15 protein-coding genes are annotated in these 14453 nt (G+C 62.5%); 6 read left to right on the forward strand and 9 right to left on the reverse strand.

Translation table 11 applies throughout. The features are described 5' to 3' along the window. Positions 1-142 precede the first annotated feature (142 nt). The 4 genes from WN73_RS26925 to WN73_RS26940 form a co-directional block, all read right to left on the reverse strand. On the reverse strand, positions 143-625 hold the full coding sequence (locus tag WN73_RS26925; RefSeq protein ID WP_011086192.1) for a MarR family winged helix-turn-helix transcriptional regulator: 483 nt from the start codon (positions 623-625) through the stop codon (positions 143-145). Then, positions 625-1119 carry a MarR family winged helix-turn-helix transcriptional regulator gene (locus tag WN73_RS26930; protein ID WP_161535558.1) on the reverse strand — a complete coding sequence of 165 codons (495 nt, stop codon included), beginning with the start codon at positions 1117-1119 and terminating at the stop codon, positions 625-627. Before WN73_RS26930 ends, WN73_RS26925 begins: the two co-directional genes overlap by 1 nt. A 155-nt stretch (positions 1120-1274) precedes the next feature. Beyond that, positions 1275-2840 (reverse strand): indolepyruvate oxidoreductase subunit beta family protein, encoded by a 1566-nt coding sequence (locus WN73_RS26935; RefSeq protein WP_271555371.1) that lies wholly within the window; start codon positions 2838-2840, stop codon positions 1275-1277. Continuing rightward, entirely contained in the window at positions 2837-4996 is a 2160-nt protein-coding gene (locus tag WN73_RS26940; RefSeq protein ID WP_011086195.1) for a thiamine pyrophosphate-dependent enzyme, read from the reverse strand. Before WN73_RS26940 ends, WN73_RS26935 begins: the two co-directional genes overlap by 4 nt. 367 nt (positions 4997-5363) lie before the next feature. On the opposite strand from WN73_RS26940, the gene WN73_RS26945 reads away from it, so the two are divergent. Genes WN73_RS26945 through WN73_RS26960 form a run of 4 tightly spaced genes read left to right on the forward strand, consistent with a single transcriptional unit; the run spans position 5364 to position 8566 of the window. Next, positions 5364-6470 carry a cupin domain-containing protein gene (locus tag WN73_RS26945; protein WP_271555372.1) on the forward strand — a complete coding sequence of 369 codons (1107 nt, stop codon included), beginning with the start codon at positions 5364-5366 and terminating at the stop codon, positions 6468-6470. 43 nt (positions 6471-6513) lie between these two features. After that, entirely contained in the window at positions 6514-7422 is a 909-nt protein-coding gene (locus WN73_RS26950; protein WP_028172008.1) for a fumarylacetoacetate hydrolase family protein, read from the forward strand. Then, on the forward strand, positions 7422-7859 hold the full coding sequence (locus WN73_RS26955; protein ID WP_011086198.1) for an acyl-CoA thioesterase: 438 nt from the start codon (positions 7422-7424) through the stop codon (positions 7857-7859). Before WN73_RS26950 ends, WN73_RS26955 begins: the two co-directional genes overlap by 1 nt. Beyond that, positions 7856-8566 carry a hypothetical protein gene (locus WN73_RS26960; protein ID WP_271555373.1) on the forward strand — a complete coding sequence of 237 codons (711 nt, stop codon included), beginning with the start codon at positions 7856-7858 and terminating at the stop codon, positions 8564-8566. The genes WN73_RS26955 and WN73_RS26960 overlap by 4 nt, the downstream gene beginning before the upstream one ends. Before the next feature lie 2 nt (positions 8567-8568). Here WN73_RS26960 and WN73_RS26965 read toward each other — a convergent pair whose 3' ends face one another. The 4 genes from WN73_RS26965 to WN73_RS26980 all read right to left on the reverse strand — a co-directional run bounded on the left by WN73_RS26965 (position 8569) and on the right by WN73_RS26980 (position 12149). Further along, a complete protein-coding gene (locus tag WN73_RS26965; RefSeq protein WP_028172006.1) occupies positions 8569-9456 on the reverse strand; it encodes an alpha/beta fold hydrolase in 888 nt (295 codons plus the stop codon). A 101-nt stretch (positions 9457-9557) separates the two neighbouring features. Next, positions 9558-10013 (reverse strand): carboxymuconolactone decarboxylase family protein, encoded by a 456-nt coding sequence (locus WN73_RS26970; protein ID WP_271555374.1) that lies wholly within the window; start codon positions 10011-10013, stop codon positions 9558-9560. Positions 10014-10089: 76 nt separating this feature from the next. Then, positions 10090-11424 carry an epoxide hydrolase family protein gene (locus tag WN73_RS26975; protein WP_011086202.1) on the reverse strand — a complete coding sequence of 445 codons (1335 nt, stop codon included), beginning with the start codon at positions 11422-11424 and terminating at the stop codon, positions 10090-10092. Positions 11425-11471: 47 nt separating this feature from the next. Then, the gene (locus WN73_RS26980; protein ID WP_271555375.1) at positions 11472-12149 is read right to left on the reverse strand and encodes a VOC family protein; all 678 of its coding nucleotides are present in this window, start codon (positions 12147-12149) and stop codon (positions 11472-11474) included. A 149-nt stretch (positions 12150-12298) separates the two neighbouring features. On the opposite strand from WN73_RS26980, the gene WN73_RS26985 reads away from it, so the two are divergent. Continuing rightward, positions 12299-12805, forward strand: coding sequence for a MarR family winged helix-turn-helix transcriptional regulator (locus tag WN73_RS26985; protein WP_271555376.1), 507 nt, complete (start codon positions 12299-12301; stop codon positions 12803-12805). A 61-nt stretch (positions 12806-12866) separates the two neighbouring features. Here WN73_RS26985 and WN73_RS26990 read toward each other — a convergent pair whose 3' ends face one another. Next, entirely contained in the window at positions 12867-13373 is a 507-nt protein-coding gene (locus WN73_RS26990) for a peptidoglycan-binding domain-containing protein (RefSeq protein ID WP_060913021.1), read from the reverse strand. A gap of 472 nt (positions 13374-13845) precedes the next feature. Between WN73_RS26990 and WN73_RS26995 the strand changes: the two genes are divergently transcribed. Then, positions 13846-14088: a hypothetical protein gene (locus tag WN73_RS26995; protein ID WP_271555377.1), complete on the forward strand. Its 243-nt coding sequence runs from the start codon at positions 13846-13848 to the stop codon at positions 14086-14088. The last annotated feature ends 365 nt before the right edge of the window (positions 14089-14453 follow it).

A 14453-nucleotide genomic window follows, 5' to 3' on the forward strand; every position in this document is an offset into this window, starting at 1 on the left:
GATTCTGGCGACTCAAGTTTTTCGACTCACTGCACCTCAAAAAATGTGGGTAATCGTAAGCAGGGAAACCGCGTCCCCAACCGCTGGTTTTCCCCGCGACAAACGCGGAACGCGATTGCGCGGAGATGCTCAAGCAACAACGTCAGATCTGGTTCTGGCGGATGTTCTCGACCATCTTGGCCAGCACCCGCGCGCAGACCTCGATGTCGTCAGGGGCGATGCCTTCGATCAGCTTGTCGTAGTTGTTCGCCATGACCGGCCAGATCTTGCGCAGCAGCGCTTCGCCGTCAGGCGTCAGACCCACCACGCGGCGGCGCTGGTCCTCCTCCGCGATCTCGCGCTTGACGAGGCCCGACGTCACCATGGATTCGACCATGCGGCTCGCCGTCGACTGCTCGGTCACAGCGAGAACGGCGATCTCGTTGACGGTGAGGGTCTTGTAGATGAACAGCACCGACAGCGTCCGGAACACGACATTGTTGACGCCGTGCTCGCTCAGGTCGCGGTTCTGGTCGAGATTCCAGCGATTGGCGAGCCGGTTGAACAGATACGGGATGTAGGTCTGCAGCTGGTCCCTGGTCCTCGGCGGACCCGACTTCCATCTGCTCTTGGATTCTCTGGCCATTATCTCTTGCGACTTTGCTTCTTGCTGTCGGTGTGAAGTTTTGAAGAAAGGGATTTCAGCACGGACAACGCGGTGTCCAGCTCCTGGGCCGAAACGTTCTCGAGCCGTTTGCCGAGATGCTTCTTGTGGATTTCGGCTGCCTTCCTGAACAGCGCTTCGCCTTTCGGCGTCAGGCGCACGATGAAGGACCGCCGGTCCTCGCTCGACATCTCCCTGCTGATGAGGTCGTCGGCGAGAAGACGTTGCACGAGGCCCGACACATTGCCGCCGGTCACTTTCAGATTTTGCGACAACTGACCGAGCGCAAGCCCATCCCGGTAGCGATCGAGCTGGGCCAGCACGTCGAATTTTGCGAGCGACAGGCCGAACTCGGAGTTCAGCATCGAATTCAGCGAGGCGAACAGCTCGCCATGCAGCGACAGCAATTGGAGCCAGAGCCGGGTTTCAATCTGCCCGGGGACGGGAACTATGTTCTCTTTGAGTGCTGCCGGCATCGCATGACCATCGAGGACAAGGTGTCTCGTCAATTGGAGGGATTATCGCGGGTCTTTCGCTCCGATTAGCAACCTAAGAATCGCAGTCAAGCCGTTTGATCCTGACGTTCTCCGGTCCGAACGGCAATCCAATCCTGTGCTGGGCTCGACCCGCATCACGCAAAAGTCTTGATGGTCTGGATCACGCCGTCGAGCTCCTTGCCGGCGCTGTCCTTCAGCGCAGCCTCGCGCAGGCGCCGCGCCCAGTCGGCGGCATCCTCGCGTCGCTCGACCAGCTTGATCGCCGCCAGCGTCTTGTCGAATTTCGACAGCCCCCGGCTGTGAGTATCGGAATAGCCTTTCACGAGGCGGCGGCATTGCAGGATCTCGACACCGAGCTGGTAGTTGGTGCCGACTGCGTCGGTGGCGGCCTTGAGCCATCCGTCCCGGTGCGCCGTCTCGATGGCGTGCCGCAGCGAGCGGCGGCGCAGGCCGCGTAGGCCGCCCACGACATAGAGCGCCAGGAACCAGGGCAGCGAGTAGGTCCGCACCCGGCGCCCCCGGTTGACGCGGCGATCGAGCCAGCCGAGCAGGCGTGGCCGCGCGCCAAGCCAGCGACCGAAGCCCGCGGGCAGCACGCCCATGACCTCCTCCATGCGGGGATGCATGAACTCGGTGGTCTGGAGCACCTGTCCTTCCGACATCTCGAGCTCGCTCTCGATGCGCGCCCGGCGACCGGCGCGCGTCTTGAGGTCGGCGACGCGGATGACGTCGTCATAGGTCATGGCGTTGGCAAGATACTTTGCCGCGGCTTCCGTGAAGGCATAGGTCCGGGCCGCACCGCCGGCGTTGCGGTCGGCCGCGTGCAGCGTCCTGAGAATGTCGAGATACTCGGTGCCATAGGCGACGTCCTGGAAGTCGACCACCTTCTTCAGGCCGGCGCGGGCCATGGTGAGCGCGGGCTCGGGCAGCTCCTGCGTCAGTCTTGCGACAAGCCCGGCAAGATCCGGATCTGGCGTTGCGGGAGAGGGGATATTGCCGGCCTGTTTCGGTTGCGGCGGCGCCACAACGTCGGGTGAGCCGGTCTTGACCCGGTCGAAGGCGGCCTCGAAAGTCCCGATGCTGGCCTTCGCGCCTTTCCCACCTGCGCGGATGACGTCGAGATAGCTGTCGCGGCTGAAGGGCAGCACACCGGCCGCTGCGAGCGCGCCGAACATCGCGGCCGAGATGACGCTGCCATGCGCGATCGCCAGCGCGTTCAGGTCGAAGATGATCTCCGTCTTGGCGGCGATCCCGATGGCGCCGGTGACGGCGCCGCCGTCGGCGATGCCGTTGCCCGGCGCGATCTTCTCGCCGATCGCAAAGGACCGGTGGTTGGATGCGATCAGCGTGGTGCGGTCCGGCGTCACAAGGCCGCGCAGGATCGATCGGCCGGCCTCCATGAACTCCGCCGCCATCACCACGTCGACGTCGCCGGGCGTCGGCATCAGCGACAGGATCGGCTTGCGGCCGTCGAGCGGCGGCATCGTCTCGATATAGTAGATCGTGGCGCCGGTGCGCTGCGCGACGCCGGGCACCGAGGTCGATTGCGCGACCCAGCCATGGTTCTCGGCAAGCTGGACGATCCAGTCGGTCAGGACGCCGCCGCCCTGGCCGCCCATCGCGACAATCGCGATCGAGATCGGCCGCTCAGTTGCCTCGCCCGCGGCGGGGAGGGCCAGCCGGATCGTCTCGTCCCTCATGCCAGTGCCTCGAGCGCCGGACGCCGGCGATCGCGCCGCCGTTGCAGCCAGCCGATCACGGCCATCGCGACTTTGGATTTGAACATGTCCCAGCGGGTCGGATTATGGATGACGTCGGCGCGGTAGAACGAGGGGCAAAGCACGGCGGCCTCGGAGACCTCGCCGCAATTGCCGCAGCCGACGCAGGAATTGTCGATCGCCGCGACCGGATCATCGCGCAAGGGATCGTCGAGCTGCTTCACCGACAGCGATGGGCAGCCGGAGAGCCGGATGCAGGCGTGGTCGCCGGTGCACACGTCCTCGTCGACGCCGAAACGCTCCTTGACGGTACGGACGCCGTCCTTGATCGCCTTGTTGATCAGCGGCTTCACGCGGCGCTGCTTGTTCAGCATGCATTCGGAGGACGCGACGATGACCTTGGGACCTTCGTCCTTGGTCGTCAGCGCTTCCTTCAGCGTGTCGCGCATCTTGCCGACGTCATAGGTGCGGTCGATCTGACGCACCCATTGGCCGCCGATGCCCTTCACGGCCTGCACGATCGAATTGTTGGTCTTGCGCCGCTTGTTGGTCGCGCGCGACGACAGGATGTCCTGACCGCCGGTCGCCGAGGTGTAGAAATTGTCGACGATGACGAACACGCCGTCATGCTTGTTGAACACGGCATTGCCGATGCCGCTGGTCAGTCCGTTGTGCCAGAAGCCGCCGTCGCCCATCACCGCGATCGAGCGCTTGTCGGCCTTGACGTTGAAGGCCGAGGTCGAGGCCGGGCCGAGGCCGAAGCCCATGGTGGTCGCGCCGATATTGAAGGGCGGCAGGATCGAGAACAAATGGCAACCGATGTCGGCGGAGACGTGGTGCTGGCCGAGCTCTTCCTCGACCAGCTTCATGGCGGCGAAGATCGGCCGCTCCGGGCAGCCGGTGCAGAGCCCGGGCGGGCGCGCCGGCACGACCTGCTTGAGCTTCTCGACTGCGGGGTGATTGAGCACGGGCGCGGCGTCCGGCGCCGGCGGCCGGTTGCCGAGCAGCCGCGGCTCGGTCTTTTCCAGGAATTCCCTGACGCCGCCGAGCAGGACCTGCGCGGTGTAGTCGCCGCCCATCGGCAGCACGTCCTTGCCATGGATGCGCGCCTGGATGTCCCTGCGGCGCAGCACCGTGTTGATCGCCTGCTCCAGATATTCCGGCTGGCCCTCTTCGACGATGAGCACGGCATCCTTGTCGACGCAGAACTCCGCGACCTCGGTGTCGATCACGGGGTAGGTGACGTTCATGACGTAGAGCGGGACTTGCGTGCTGCCATAGGCATCCGACAGCCCGAGATATTGCAGCGCGCGGATCACGTTGTTGTACATGCCGCCCTGCATGATGATGCCGACCTTGCCGTGCTTCGGTCCCATCCACTCGTTCAGCTTGTTGTCCCGGATGAATCCGACAGCCGCGGGCATCCGCGTCTTGATCTTCTCCTGCTCATGCTCATAGGCCGCCGGCGGCAGCACGATGCGGTTGACGTCCCGCTTGGGATTGTTGAGCGCGTCCTTGATGGTATGCGCCGGCTTGACGTTGTCCTTGCAGGCGAAGGTGCCGTGCATGTGACAGGCGCGGACGCGAACCTCGAGCATCACGGGGGTGTTCGAGACCTCGGAAAGCTCAAAACCCTTCTCGATCAAATTGACGATGCATTCATGGTCGGGGCGAGGGTCGAGCAGCCACATCTGCGATTTCATCGCAAAGGCGTGGGTGCGCTCCTGCATGATGGAGGAGCCTTCGCCGTAGTCCTCGCCGACGATGATCATGGTGCCGCCGGTGACGCCGCCCGAGGCCAGATTGGCCAGCGCGTCGGAGGCGACGTTGGTGCCGACGGTCGACTTCCATGCAACCGCGCCGCGCAGGGGATACATCACCGAGGCCGAGAGCATCGCCGCCGCGGCCGCCTCGTTGGCGGAGCTCTGGAACACGACGCCGAGATCGTCGAGCACGTCCTTGGCGTCGGCGAGCACGTCCATCAGGTGCGAGATCGGCGAGCCCTGGTAGCCGCCGACATAGGCGACGCCGGATTGCAGCAGCGCCTTGGTGATGGCGAGGATGCCTTCGCCGCGGAACGTATCGCCGTCGCCGAGCCGGAGATCCTCGACTTCGCGAGCAAAAGACCGTTCAGCCATTGCACCCTCCAGAAATATGCGATAGCATACGTTTACATGTGAAGTAAGTCAACGCCGCGCCATGCTATCACGCTTGCGGATATTCTCTCCGGCAAGGCGGTCATGAGCCAGCGACAGGGTAGGGCCGATGCTGAAGCTGCCTCGCTTTAGAGCTGCCGCCGTCCAGGCTTCATTTGTCTATCTCAACGCCTGCGCGACAGCGGACGAGGCGGCTTCACCGGTCCGTGAAGCCGCAGCGAATGCACGACATCGTCGATCTGCGGGTCAATCGGCGTCCGCTGGCGCCGCTTGGCCCGCGCGCAAACCGGAATGAAAGCTCGGGACGCGTCGCACCGACGACGCTACGAGACAGGACTTGGAGGATAGGATGCGCGAAAACACCATCGGCCGGGCCAATGTCGAGGATACCCCCGAGCTCAAGGCCTATTACAAGGATCTCGAAAAGTACGAAGCCGGCGCGCTTTGGACGGTCGCCAACAAGATCGAGCCATGGGCCCCGCAATCGGCCTCCGTTCCCGTGCTCTGGCGCTATAACGATCTGCGCGAGCACGTGCTGCGTTCGGTCGAGCTGGTCTCGCCGGAGAAGGCGGGACGACGGGTGATCTACCTCAACAATCCCGGCCGCCGCGACGTCTCGGCCGCGGTCGGCTGGCTCTATTCGGGATTGCAGGTGATGCACCCCGGCGAGGTCGCATCGGCCCACGCGCACTCGGCCTCTGCCCTGCGCTTCATCATGGAAGGGGCGGGCGCCTACACCATCGTCGACGGCCACAAGATGACGTTGGGGGCGCGGGATTTCGTGCTGACGCCGAATGGCACCTGGCACGAGCATGGGGTCGACGGCAACGGCTCGGTCTGCATCTGGCAGGACGGCCTGGACATCCCGCTCGTCAATGCGCTGGAGGCGAACTTTTTCGCGGTCCATCCCAAGGTGCAGCAGGAAGACTCCGGCTATCCCGTGGACGACATGACCAAGACCTGGGGCAATCCCGGGCTGCGGCCGGCGGATTCGAAATGGTCGAAGGGCTATTCCCCCATGTTCAAATACGAATGGGAGCCGACCTACGAGTCCTTGCGGAAATACGCCGCCGCGACCGACGGCTCGCCCTATGACGGCATTCTCATGAACTACGTCAATCCGATCACCGGCGGGCACGTGATGCAGACGATCGGCGCGAGCATGCAACTGCTCCGGCCGGGCGAGAAGACGAAGTCGCATCGGCACACCGGCAGCTTCATCTACCAGGTCGCCAAGGGCCGAGGCTATTCGATCATCGGCGGCAAGCGTTTCGCGTGGGAGGAGCGCGACATCTTCTGCGTTCCCTCCTGGGCCTGGCACGAGCACGGCAATGCGTCGGAGAGCGAAGACGCCTGCCTGTTCTGCTTCAACGACCTGCCTGTCATCGAAGGTCTCGGCTTCTATCGTGAAGAGGCCTATGGCGACAATGCCGGCCACCAGCCAGTGGCTGTCTGACGTACCCTCGCAGAATTCAACCGAAAGAGCCGGATAAAGCTTCATGCGCCTTGTTACCTACACTTTGGGCTCCAGCGGTGCCCGTCTCGGGGTCCTCGTTGACGGATTGGTCGTGGACGTCGAGCACCTCGGTGCGTCGCAAGGCTTTGCATGGCCGAGCGACATGCTGTCGCTCATCGACAACAGCGTGACACTGCTGCCGGCGCTCAGGGAATGCATGGACAATACCAATGGACGCCTGCCGGCCGGCTCCGCCGTTCCGGTCGAGGATGTGAAGCTGCAGGCGCCGATCCCGCGTCCGCGAAAGAACATCTTCGGCATCGGGCTGAACTATCGCGCGCACGTGGCGGAATCCGCCAAGAGCCTGGATACCGACAAGGACCTGCCGAAGCAGCCGGTCGTCTTCTCCAAGCCGCCGACTTCCGTGATCGGCCCGGGCGCGGCGATCCAGCACAACGCGAAGATGACGCAGCAGCTCGACTGGGAGGTCGAGCTCGCCGTCATCATCGGCAAGACCGCGACGCGCATCGCGACCGAGAAAGCGATGGAGCACGTCTTCGGCTATTCGGTGATGATCGACATCTCCGCGCGCGACAATCGCCGCGCCGGCCAGTGGATCTTTTCCAAGGGCATGGACACCTATGCACCGTTCGGCCCGTGCATCGTCACCGCGGACGAAATTCCCGATCCGCATGACCTGCGGCTCTGGCTGACCAAGAACGGGGTCATGAAGCAGGACTCCAACACCAAATACATGATCTTCGACATCCCGGTGCTGATATCGGACATTTCGTCGGGCATGACGCTCGAGCCGGGCGACATCATCGCGACCGGAACGCCCGAAGGCGTCGGGGCCGGCATGAGCCCGCAGGAATGGCTGTGGCCGGGCGACGTGGTGGAAGCGGGGGTCGACGGCGTCGGTGTCATCAGGCACCCCGTTGTCGCGATCTGATGACGACGTTTTCGTTCGATCGCGAGCTGAGGTTCGGCGATTGCGATCCCTCGGGCATCGCGTACTTTCCGTCCTATCTGAACATCCTCAACGGAGTCGTCGAAGAGTTTTGGGCGGAGATCGGTTTTCCCTGGCCGGAATTGATCACGGTCCGGAAGATCGGGACGCCCACGGTGCATCTGACTTGCGACTTTTCCCGGCCGTCGATGTTTGGCGATCGCCTGACGTTCGGATTGCGCATCGCCCGGGTCGGCGGATCGTCGCTCCATCTGGAACATGTCGTCTCGGGCGCGAATGGCATGCGCTGGCGCGCCCGCCAGGTCGTTGCCGCGACCTCGCTGCTGGATCACCATGCGATCCCATGGCCCGATGACATTCGCGCCGCGCTCATGGCGCACGTGAGCGAGGGCGAGGGCGCTGAGGCAACGCCGGCATGATCTCGCTCTTCATGACGTTCTCCGATCCTTCTGGTGAACGGTGGATTCGTTCCGACGAGGTTGTCGCCGTCGCTGGGCTGGTCGGATCGATCCCTGGGATGACCGAGGGCCTGCTGTTCACGCCGCTGCAACAGTCGGTCGATCATCCCTACAAAGCCGATGGCTCGGGCCCTGTGCTTGCGCTTCAACTGCGCTTTCCCGACCTGCTCATATGCGAAGCGGCGATGGATCGCGGCGGCGTCTTGGCCAGCTTGGCGACAGGTGCCGGATTGTCAGGCCTCGCCGGATTGTACGTCACGCATCAGGTGATGGTGACGCGGTCATTCCCCGTCGATGTCGCCGAACATCCGGCAGGAACGACAACTCCGTGCAGTTACCTCGTGCACTATCCCGGCCCGGCCGAGGACATGAACGCCTGGAACCTGCACCACCCGGCGATCATGCGGACCTTCCCTGATGTCCGCCAGATCGAGATCTACACCCGCATCGATTGGGTCCACCGGCTGCCGTCGCAGCGGGTCGAGCACATGCAGCGCAACAAGCTGGTGTTCGACAGCCCGCAAGCCCTCGCGCACGCGCTCGGCTCCGACGTGATCAAGCGCATGCGCGCGGACTTCGTGAAATTCCCGCCTTTCTCGGGCGGCAACAAGCATTTTCCGATGCTGACGCGGGCCGTGCGGCCCCCGCGAGATCCGAGAGCACGATGAGATCAAGTTGACGTGCCGCGTAGCGAGGCGCGAATCTCGTCGACGGTGCGCTTCGGGTCCTGGAGGTGAGGGTAGTGCCCGATGCCGGGAAGAAGCGCCAACTCGGCGTCGATCCTTGCGGCGAGCTCTATTCCCATCTCCTTCTTGATGTAGAGGTCCTTCTCGCCCCAAACCACCTTCACCGGGGTTTTGAGCCGGGCTAGTTGCGATTCGAAGTGATCTTGGTCTCGCGTGAAGTGCGAGTAGTAGTGGGAGAACGCGTCTACGGTCGTCATCGCGCCGTGGCTCCATCCGCGGGACATGTCGTCCCTAAACTGCTGCGAAACTTCGAACTGCGCTTCCTTGGGCAAGCCTCTTGTGAAGATGTTTTCCAGGATCTCGTCGCGGTTGCTGTTCATGTTGGCGCGGACCTGCTCCATGGCAGGCCCCGCCTTCAGATTTTGCAGCTTCTCGGACATGAACTGCGGCCTGTTGAACGGGGCGAAGTCGCCAACGATGATTGTCCTTGCGATATCGGGTTTTTCCACCGCCAGCAGGAGTGCCGGTAGGGCCCCGATGTCCGTTGCGTAAATCGTGAGCCTCGACGTGTCGATGCCTGCTTTCACGATGTACTGATCCAGAACATGCGCGTAGTCCTTCGGCGCATAGGAGAACCTGTCGACCATTGGCCTCGATGAAAGACCGTAACCCGGCCAATCGAAAGCGTGGACTTCGTAGTCGTCGGCGAGGGCCTCGGCAATGTCCTTCCAGGCGGACAGGGTCTCCGGAAAGCCGTGCAGAAAGAGAACGGTCCCCTTCGGTCTCGGGTTACGCAGAACCACTCTTCTGAGCGTGATGTCTTCGTTGATCTCGAAGAAATCGATTGTTGTGTTGTTGATCCGGTATGACATGATCAGCGTCCTTTCGTCCCGTTATCCGATCAGCGTGCAGGCCAAGTTGATCTGGAGTCTGAAAGAAGCTCGGCAGAGAACTTCCCGGCGCCTCCTGGGGCTTACGTCCCGAGTGCTGCCTGTGGCGTGTTCCGAAAGCTGATCGCCATGCGATTGTAGGCGTTCATCAGGCCAATCGTGATCGTGAGGTCCACGAGTTCTCGCTCGTCGAACACGGCGCGGGCGTCCTGATAGGCTTCATCCGGCACGCCGGTATCCGCGACGCGCGTCACCGTTTCGGCCCACGCAAGGGCGGCGCGTTCACGCTCGTCGAAGAGGGCGCCGGCTTCCTTCCACGCCTGCACCAGCGCGATCTTTTCGATCTTCACTCCCTTCTTGAGCAGGTCACGGGTGTGCGTATCGAGGCAGTACGCGCAATTGTTAATCTGGGAAATTCGCAGGTAGACCAGCTCGACCAGCGTAGGGGAAAGGCCGCTCTGCATGACGTAGCCACGGACACCGCCCAGCGCTTTCACGCCTGCCGGTGCAATCTGATTGTAGTCGAGACGCTGACTCATGTTTTGTTCCTTGGTGATGAATTCTGCTCGATGGAGATCATTTCGTGCTCTCTTGGTTTGGGCAGAATGTTCAGATCTATTTGCGCAGCGGCCGGAAGCCTGCGCGAACCTCTTGCGTGAAAAGCTGCGGCTGTTCCCAGGCCGCAAAGTGTCCGCCTTTGTCGACCTTGTTGTAGTGGATGAGCTTGTGGTAGGCCCGCTCGGTCCAACTGCGCGGAGCCTGGTAGATTTCGCCGGGAAAGACGCTCACGGCGGTGGGAATCGAGATGTTGACCGCGTTCAGCGCGCTCATTCCCTTGTTTTCCCAGTAGAAGCGGGCCGCCGAGATCGCGGTGTTCGTCAGCCAGTAGAGCGTGATGTCGTCGAGGACGTCGTCGCGGGTCACGGCGCCGGCTGGATGCCCGTTGACGGTGCGTCCGAGCACGGCCGAAGTGATCGCCGCCGCCGGCTGCGCGTCACCGTCGCCGTGATCGAGAATCCACGCGGCCAGGCCGACCGGCGAATCCGCCAATCCGTAGAGTGTCTGCGGCCGGGTCGCCATCATGGCTGCGTAGGCAAAATGCTTGGCGCGGAAATCCTTCACCTGGTCGAAGGCGTGTTGCTCGTCGGCCGAGAGACCGGAGGGTGCCTCACCGCTCTGCAGCGCCTTGGTGATCTCCGGCGGAATCGTGCCGGGGAAGTTGGTGTGGATGCCCAGCAGTTCCGGCGGCGCCTGCTCAGCCATCGCATTGGAAATGAGGGCGCCGATGTCGCCGCCCTGCGCGACAAAGCGTGCGTAGCCAAGGCGCTTCATCAGCGCGACCCAGGCGCGCGCGACGCGGGCAGGGCCCCAGCCGCTGGTGGTTGGCTTGCCCGAAAACCCGTAGCCGGGAACTGACGGGATCACGACATGGAAGGCGTCCGATGCGCTCGCGCCGTACGCCGTGGGATTGGTGAGGGGATCGATGATCTTCAGCTGCTCGATGATCGAGCCTGGCCATCCATGCGTGACGATGAGCGGCAGCGCATCTTCGTGCTTCGAACGAACGTGAATGAAATGAATGTCCAGCCCGTCGATCTCTGTGATGAACTGCGGCAGGGCGTTCAGCTTTACCTCGATCTTTCGCCAGTCGTAGTCCGTCGCCCAATAGCGCGCGAGGTCCCGGAGGATCGCAAGCTGCACGCCCTGCGATTCGTCGGCGACTGTTTCCTGCTCCGGCCACCTCGTCGCGTTGATGCGTCTGCGCAGATCGATCAGCGCCTCTTCTGGAACGTCGATCCGGAAGGGGCGGATTTCGTCAGCTGTGGCCGCCGGCGCCGGGTGCGCGGGGAAAAGGCTCGCGGCGGCCGCCGCGGCCATTCCCACCGCGGCGGAACGCAAGAGCTGGCGCCGGTCCGGGTTGATGACTTCAGAAACTGATTGCGCACGCATTGGGACTCTCCCTCACTCTTTCGGTTGGGTGACGTCGCAGCCGCGGCTCAGACCGGGAGCGGCTGGCCGGCCTGCTCACGGGCGATGTAGTCGGCGTACCAGTCCGGCCAGTTCGCATCGTACTGACCGCCGTTCCGCTTCTCGTGCTCGCCGTGTGCCGCGGACGCACGCCGGAGCGCGCTCGCAAGCTCGGTCGAGGAGGTGAATGTCGTGTCTGCTGCCTCGACGCGTCCCGGCAATCGCGTGGTCACCTCCTGGAACAGCCAGCCGTTGCCGTCGGGATCGTGGAACGAAACGTACGAACGATAGCTGCGGTGCGCGGGATCCGCACCACCAATCCGACGTCGCCCGAACAGATAGGGCTCGTCCGGGCCGGTGTGCACGTCGCCTCCGGCGTGGAAGACCCCGCTGACCTCGACGCCGCGATCGCGCAGATCGTTTCGCGCAGCTTCGATGTCGGAGACGACCAGGTACAGGCCCTGGGCGGAGCCGGGTGCCGCCGCGGTGACGTTCTTGCCGAAAATGACCGAGGAGGGGGAGCCGGGCGGCGTGAATTGGATCACGCGGTAATCATCAGGCCCCGCGAAATCGGCATCGAGCCTCCATCCGAGGTTTGCATAGAACTCCTTGGCACGATCGACGTCGGAGACGGGGATCACGACGACTTCGAGCTTCATGTCGATCGTTGGTGCTCTGGTGGTCTTGTTTGCATTTGTGACTGGCATGGTTCTCCCCTGATTTAGCCCGTATACGATATAATCGGGTGCGAGTCATAAAGTGCCGCCAGGCTCTGATGTCAACCCTTTCGATTTAATCGGATGCGATATATATGCATGCGAGACTTCACATGTCCGTGTCTGAAAGGGCGTCCACAATGAGCCTTACGAACGGTCTCAGAGCCGATTCCAAAGATAATTCAATAGACAATCAGAACCAGGAACCGGCCGCCGGCGACCGGAGCCTCGCTGATTTCCTGTGCTTCGCGATCTATTCGGCCAACCTCGCCTACGGGCGGGCCTACCGGCAGGGCCTCGAGGAGCTCGGCCTGACCTACCCGCAATGGATCGCCATCGTGGCGCTGTGGGAGCAAGATGACCAGATCGTGAGTGAACTCGGCGACAGGATGTTCCTGGAATCCAACACCCTGACGCCGATACTAAAAAAACTCGAGGGGATGGGCTATTTGCGCCGCCAGCGCGATCCCGCCGACGAGCGGCAGGTGCGCGTCAGCCTCACCGACGCCGGCCGACGCCTGCGCGAGAAAGGCATGCACATGAATCTCGTGAAGTCGAGCAGGCTCAAGCAGGATGATTTCGCGCGGCTGCAGAAAAGCGTCGTCATGCTCCGCGACAATTTGATCAAGGCGACGAAGGACGAGTGACGAGTGACAGGCCCTCTCCCTGTGAATCGGTCAGGGATCTGGACGTCAAGCGGGCAGGGCGTCACCTGCGTCCGAACAGTCCTCCCAGCACGCCGCCGATCAGTCCACCGGGACCGCCCCCACTGTGCTGATGGTGCGCACCCGCGCGACGGCGGGCCGAACGGTCGTCATCGGATTTATCGCTGCCGCTGAAGCTGGCATGCGCCGCCGAGGCGGACTCGGTCAGTAGCGCCTGATGTTGCAGCGGGTTCAGGAAGCCAGTCCTGGGATAGCCGCGTGCCGCCTGCCAGCGCGTGATGACGGCGCGGGTCGACACGTCGAACCGTCCGTTGACCTTGGTGTCGAAACCGAGACCGGTCAGCCGGCGCTGCACGTCGCGACGCTTTCCCTTGTTGAGGCCGATCTGATCTTCGGTTTCCTGAGTTGCCTCACCGGCAACGATCGCCGGATCGATGGATGCGATCAGTTCGCGGTCGGTCGTGCTCGGACCGGCTGCGGCAGCATTTGCACCGAGGAGAATTCCCAAGAAAATTCCCAAGACTGATAACGCGAGGATGAAGACGCGCAATGGCATATCCTTCGCTGATCTTGAGTCTCGCAATGATTTCGCGTTGAACACCTGTATCGGTTCAAATGCGCCGCTGTGACACTCGAATTTCGGGTGGTGTCTAAATCAAAGGTCAACTCCGGGTTCCGTCGCTGGCAACTGTTACAGGAGGCACTTGTTCCTTGGCGGGCGTAGCTTGTTACACGGAATTGCGTCGGGACTGCCCGACCGGCGCATCTCGGCACGTTGGGATGCGCACAGGCGGTCATCCGTTCTGGCGCACATTTCGGACCCACGTCGACATCGCGGCACTTCCGGAAAGAGTCCAACAGCGGATGCTCGGGATTTGGGTTGCCGCCAAGTCGCGCCTGCTTGCGAGAGTTCGCGGTCAATTTCGTCCGCCGGTTGCACGGATGGTCGATCTGGTATAGTTTCGTGTTAATTCGAGCTTTTGCTTTTTTACCTGTGACTTTTTACTTACCGGATATCGGTAATGATTTACCAGAACGTCGACAGAATTGCTGTCGGTATGCGTTTCAGGATGAGCAAGCTTGGTTCCGTTCGATGCCCGGAGCTTGCTGACCGGAGCGGCATCGTCATTGACGTGAGCCGTCGTACCACGGGCCTCACCGTGCTGTTCGATGGCGCCCGAAGACCAACTTGCCTGCACAGAGATTTCATATCGCCCATCTCGGATGGGGAGGTCGCCGCACCTTCCATCGCTTCAGACGAATGAGGGTCCGTGAAGTTTTCAAAACCGCGCGAATGGTCTAGGCACGACGCGCAGCGATTGACGGCTCTTGCGCGTCAGAAAACCTGCGCCGGAGACATCGCCCGGGAGCTTGATCGCCATGTCACTTCAGTAAGAAAGAAGGCACGCGAACTCGGCTTGCTACTCCCGAAGCGGGCCGTCGTCTCGCAAGTACGTGGGAAGTGAAATCATTCAATGTGGCGCATCGCGCGCCACCGCCGGGATGATGGCATCATGCCCCTGTCTTGCCCGACGGGTCAAACGATTTCGAAAAATCAGTAGTCACTGCGCCGGGCCATCAAGCCATTGATATGGCTGTCCCCGGCTACTGTGCATGGGGTTGTTTTTCG

This window comes from Bradyrhizobium sp. CCBAU 45394 (assembly GCF_028128655.1).
GTDB lineage: Bacteria > Pseudomonadota > Alphaproteobacteria > Rhizobiales > Xanthobacteraceae > Bradyrhizobium > Bradyrhizobium diazoefficiens.

Coding starts and splice junctions, on each gene's coding strand:
- WN73_RS26925 (WP_011086192.1), bottom strand. CDS start 625: ATGGCCAGAGAATCCAAGAGCAGATGGAAGTCGGGTCCGCCGAGGACC.
- WN73_RS26930 (WP_161535558.1), bottom strand. CDS start 1,119: ATGCCGGCAGCACTCAAAGAGAACATAGTTCCCGTCCCCGGGCAGATT.
- WN73_RS26935 (WP_271555371.1), bottom strand. CDS start 2,840: ATGAGGGACGAGACGATCCGGCTGGCCCTCCCCGCCGCGGGCGAGGCA.
- WN73_RS26940 (WP_011086195.1), bottom strand. CDS start 4,996: ATGGCTGAACGGTCTTTTGCTCGCGAAGTCGAGGATCTCCGGCTCGGC.
- WN73_RS26945 (WP_271555372.1), top strand. CDS start 5,364: ATGCGCGAAAACACCATCGGCCGGGCCAATGTCGAGGATACCCCCGAG.
- WN73_RS26950 (WP_028172008.1), top strand. CDS start 6,514: ATGCGCCTTGTTACCTACACTTTGGGCTCCAGCGGTGCCCGTCTCGGG.
- WN73_RS26955 (WP_011086198.1), top strand. CDS start 7,422: ATGACGACGTTTTCGTTCGATCGCGAGCTGAGGTTCGGCGATTGCGAT.
- WN73_RS26960 (WP_271555373.1), top strand. CDS start 7,856: ATGATCTCGCTCTTCATGACGTTCTCCGATCCTTCTGGTGAACGGTGG.
- WN73_RS26965 (WP_028172006.1), bottom strand. CDS start 9,456: ATGTCATACCGGATCAACAACACAACAATCGATTTCTTCGAGATCAAC.
- WN73_RS26970 (WP_271555374.1), bottom strand. CDS start 10,013: ATGAGTCAGCGTCTCGACTACAATCAGATTGCACCGGCAGGCGTGAAA.
- WN73_RS26975 (WP_011086202.1), bottom strand. CDS start 11,424: ATGCGTGCGCAATCAGTTTCTGAAGTCATCAACCCGGACCGGCGCCAG.
- WN73_RS26980 (WP_271555375.1), bottom strand. CDS start 12,149: ATGCCAGTCACAAATGCAAACAAGACCACCAGAGCACCAACGATCGAC.
- WN73_RS26985 (WP_271555376.1), top strand. CDS start 12,299: ATGAGCCTTACGAACGGTCTCAGAGCCGATTCCAAAGATAATTCAATA.
- WN73_RS26995 (WP_271555377.1), top strand. CDS start 13,846: ATGATTTACCAGAACGTCGACAGAATTGCTGTCGGTATGCGTTTCAGG.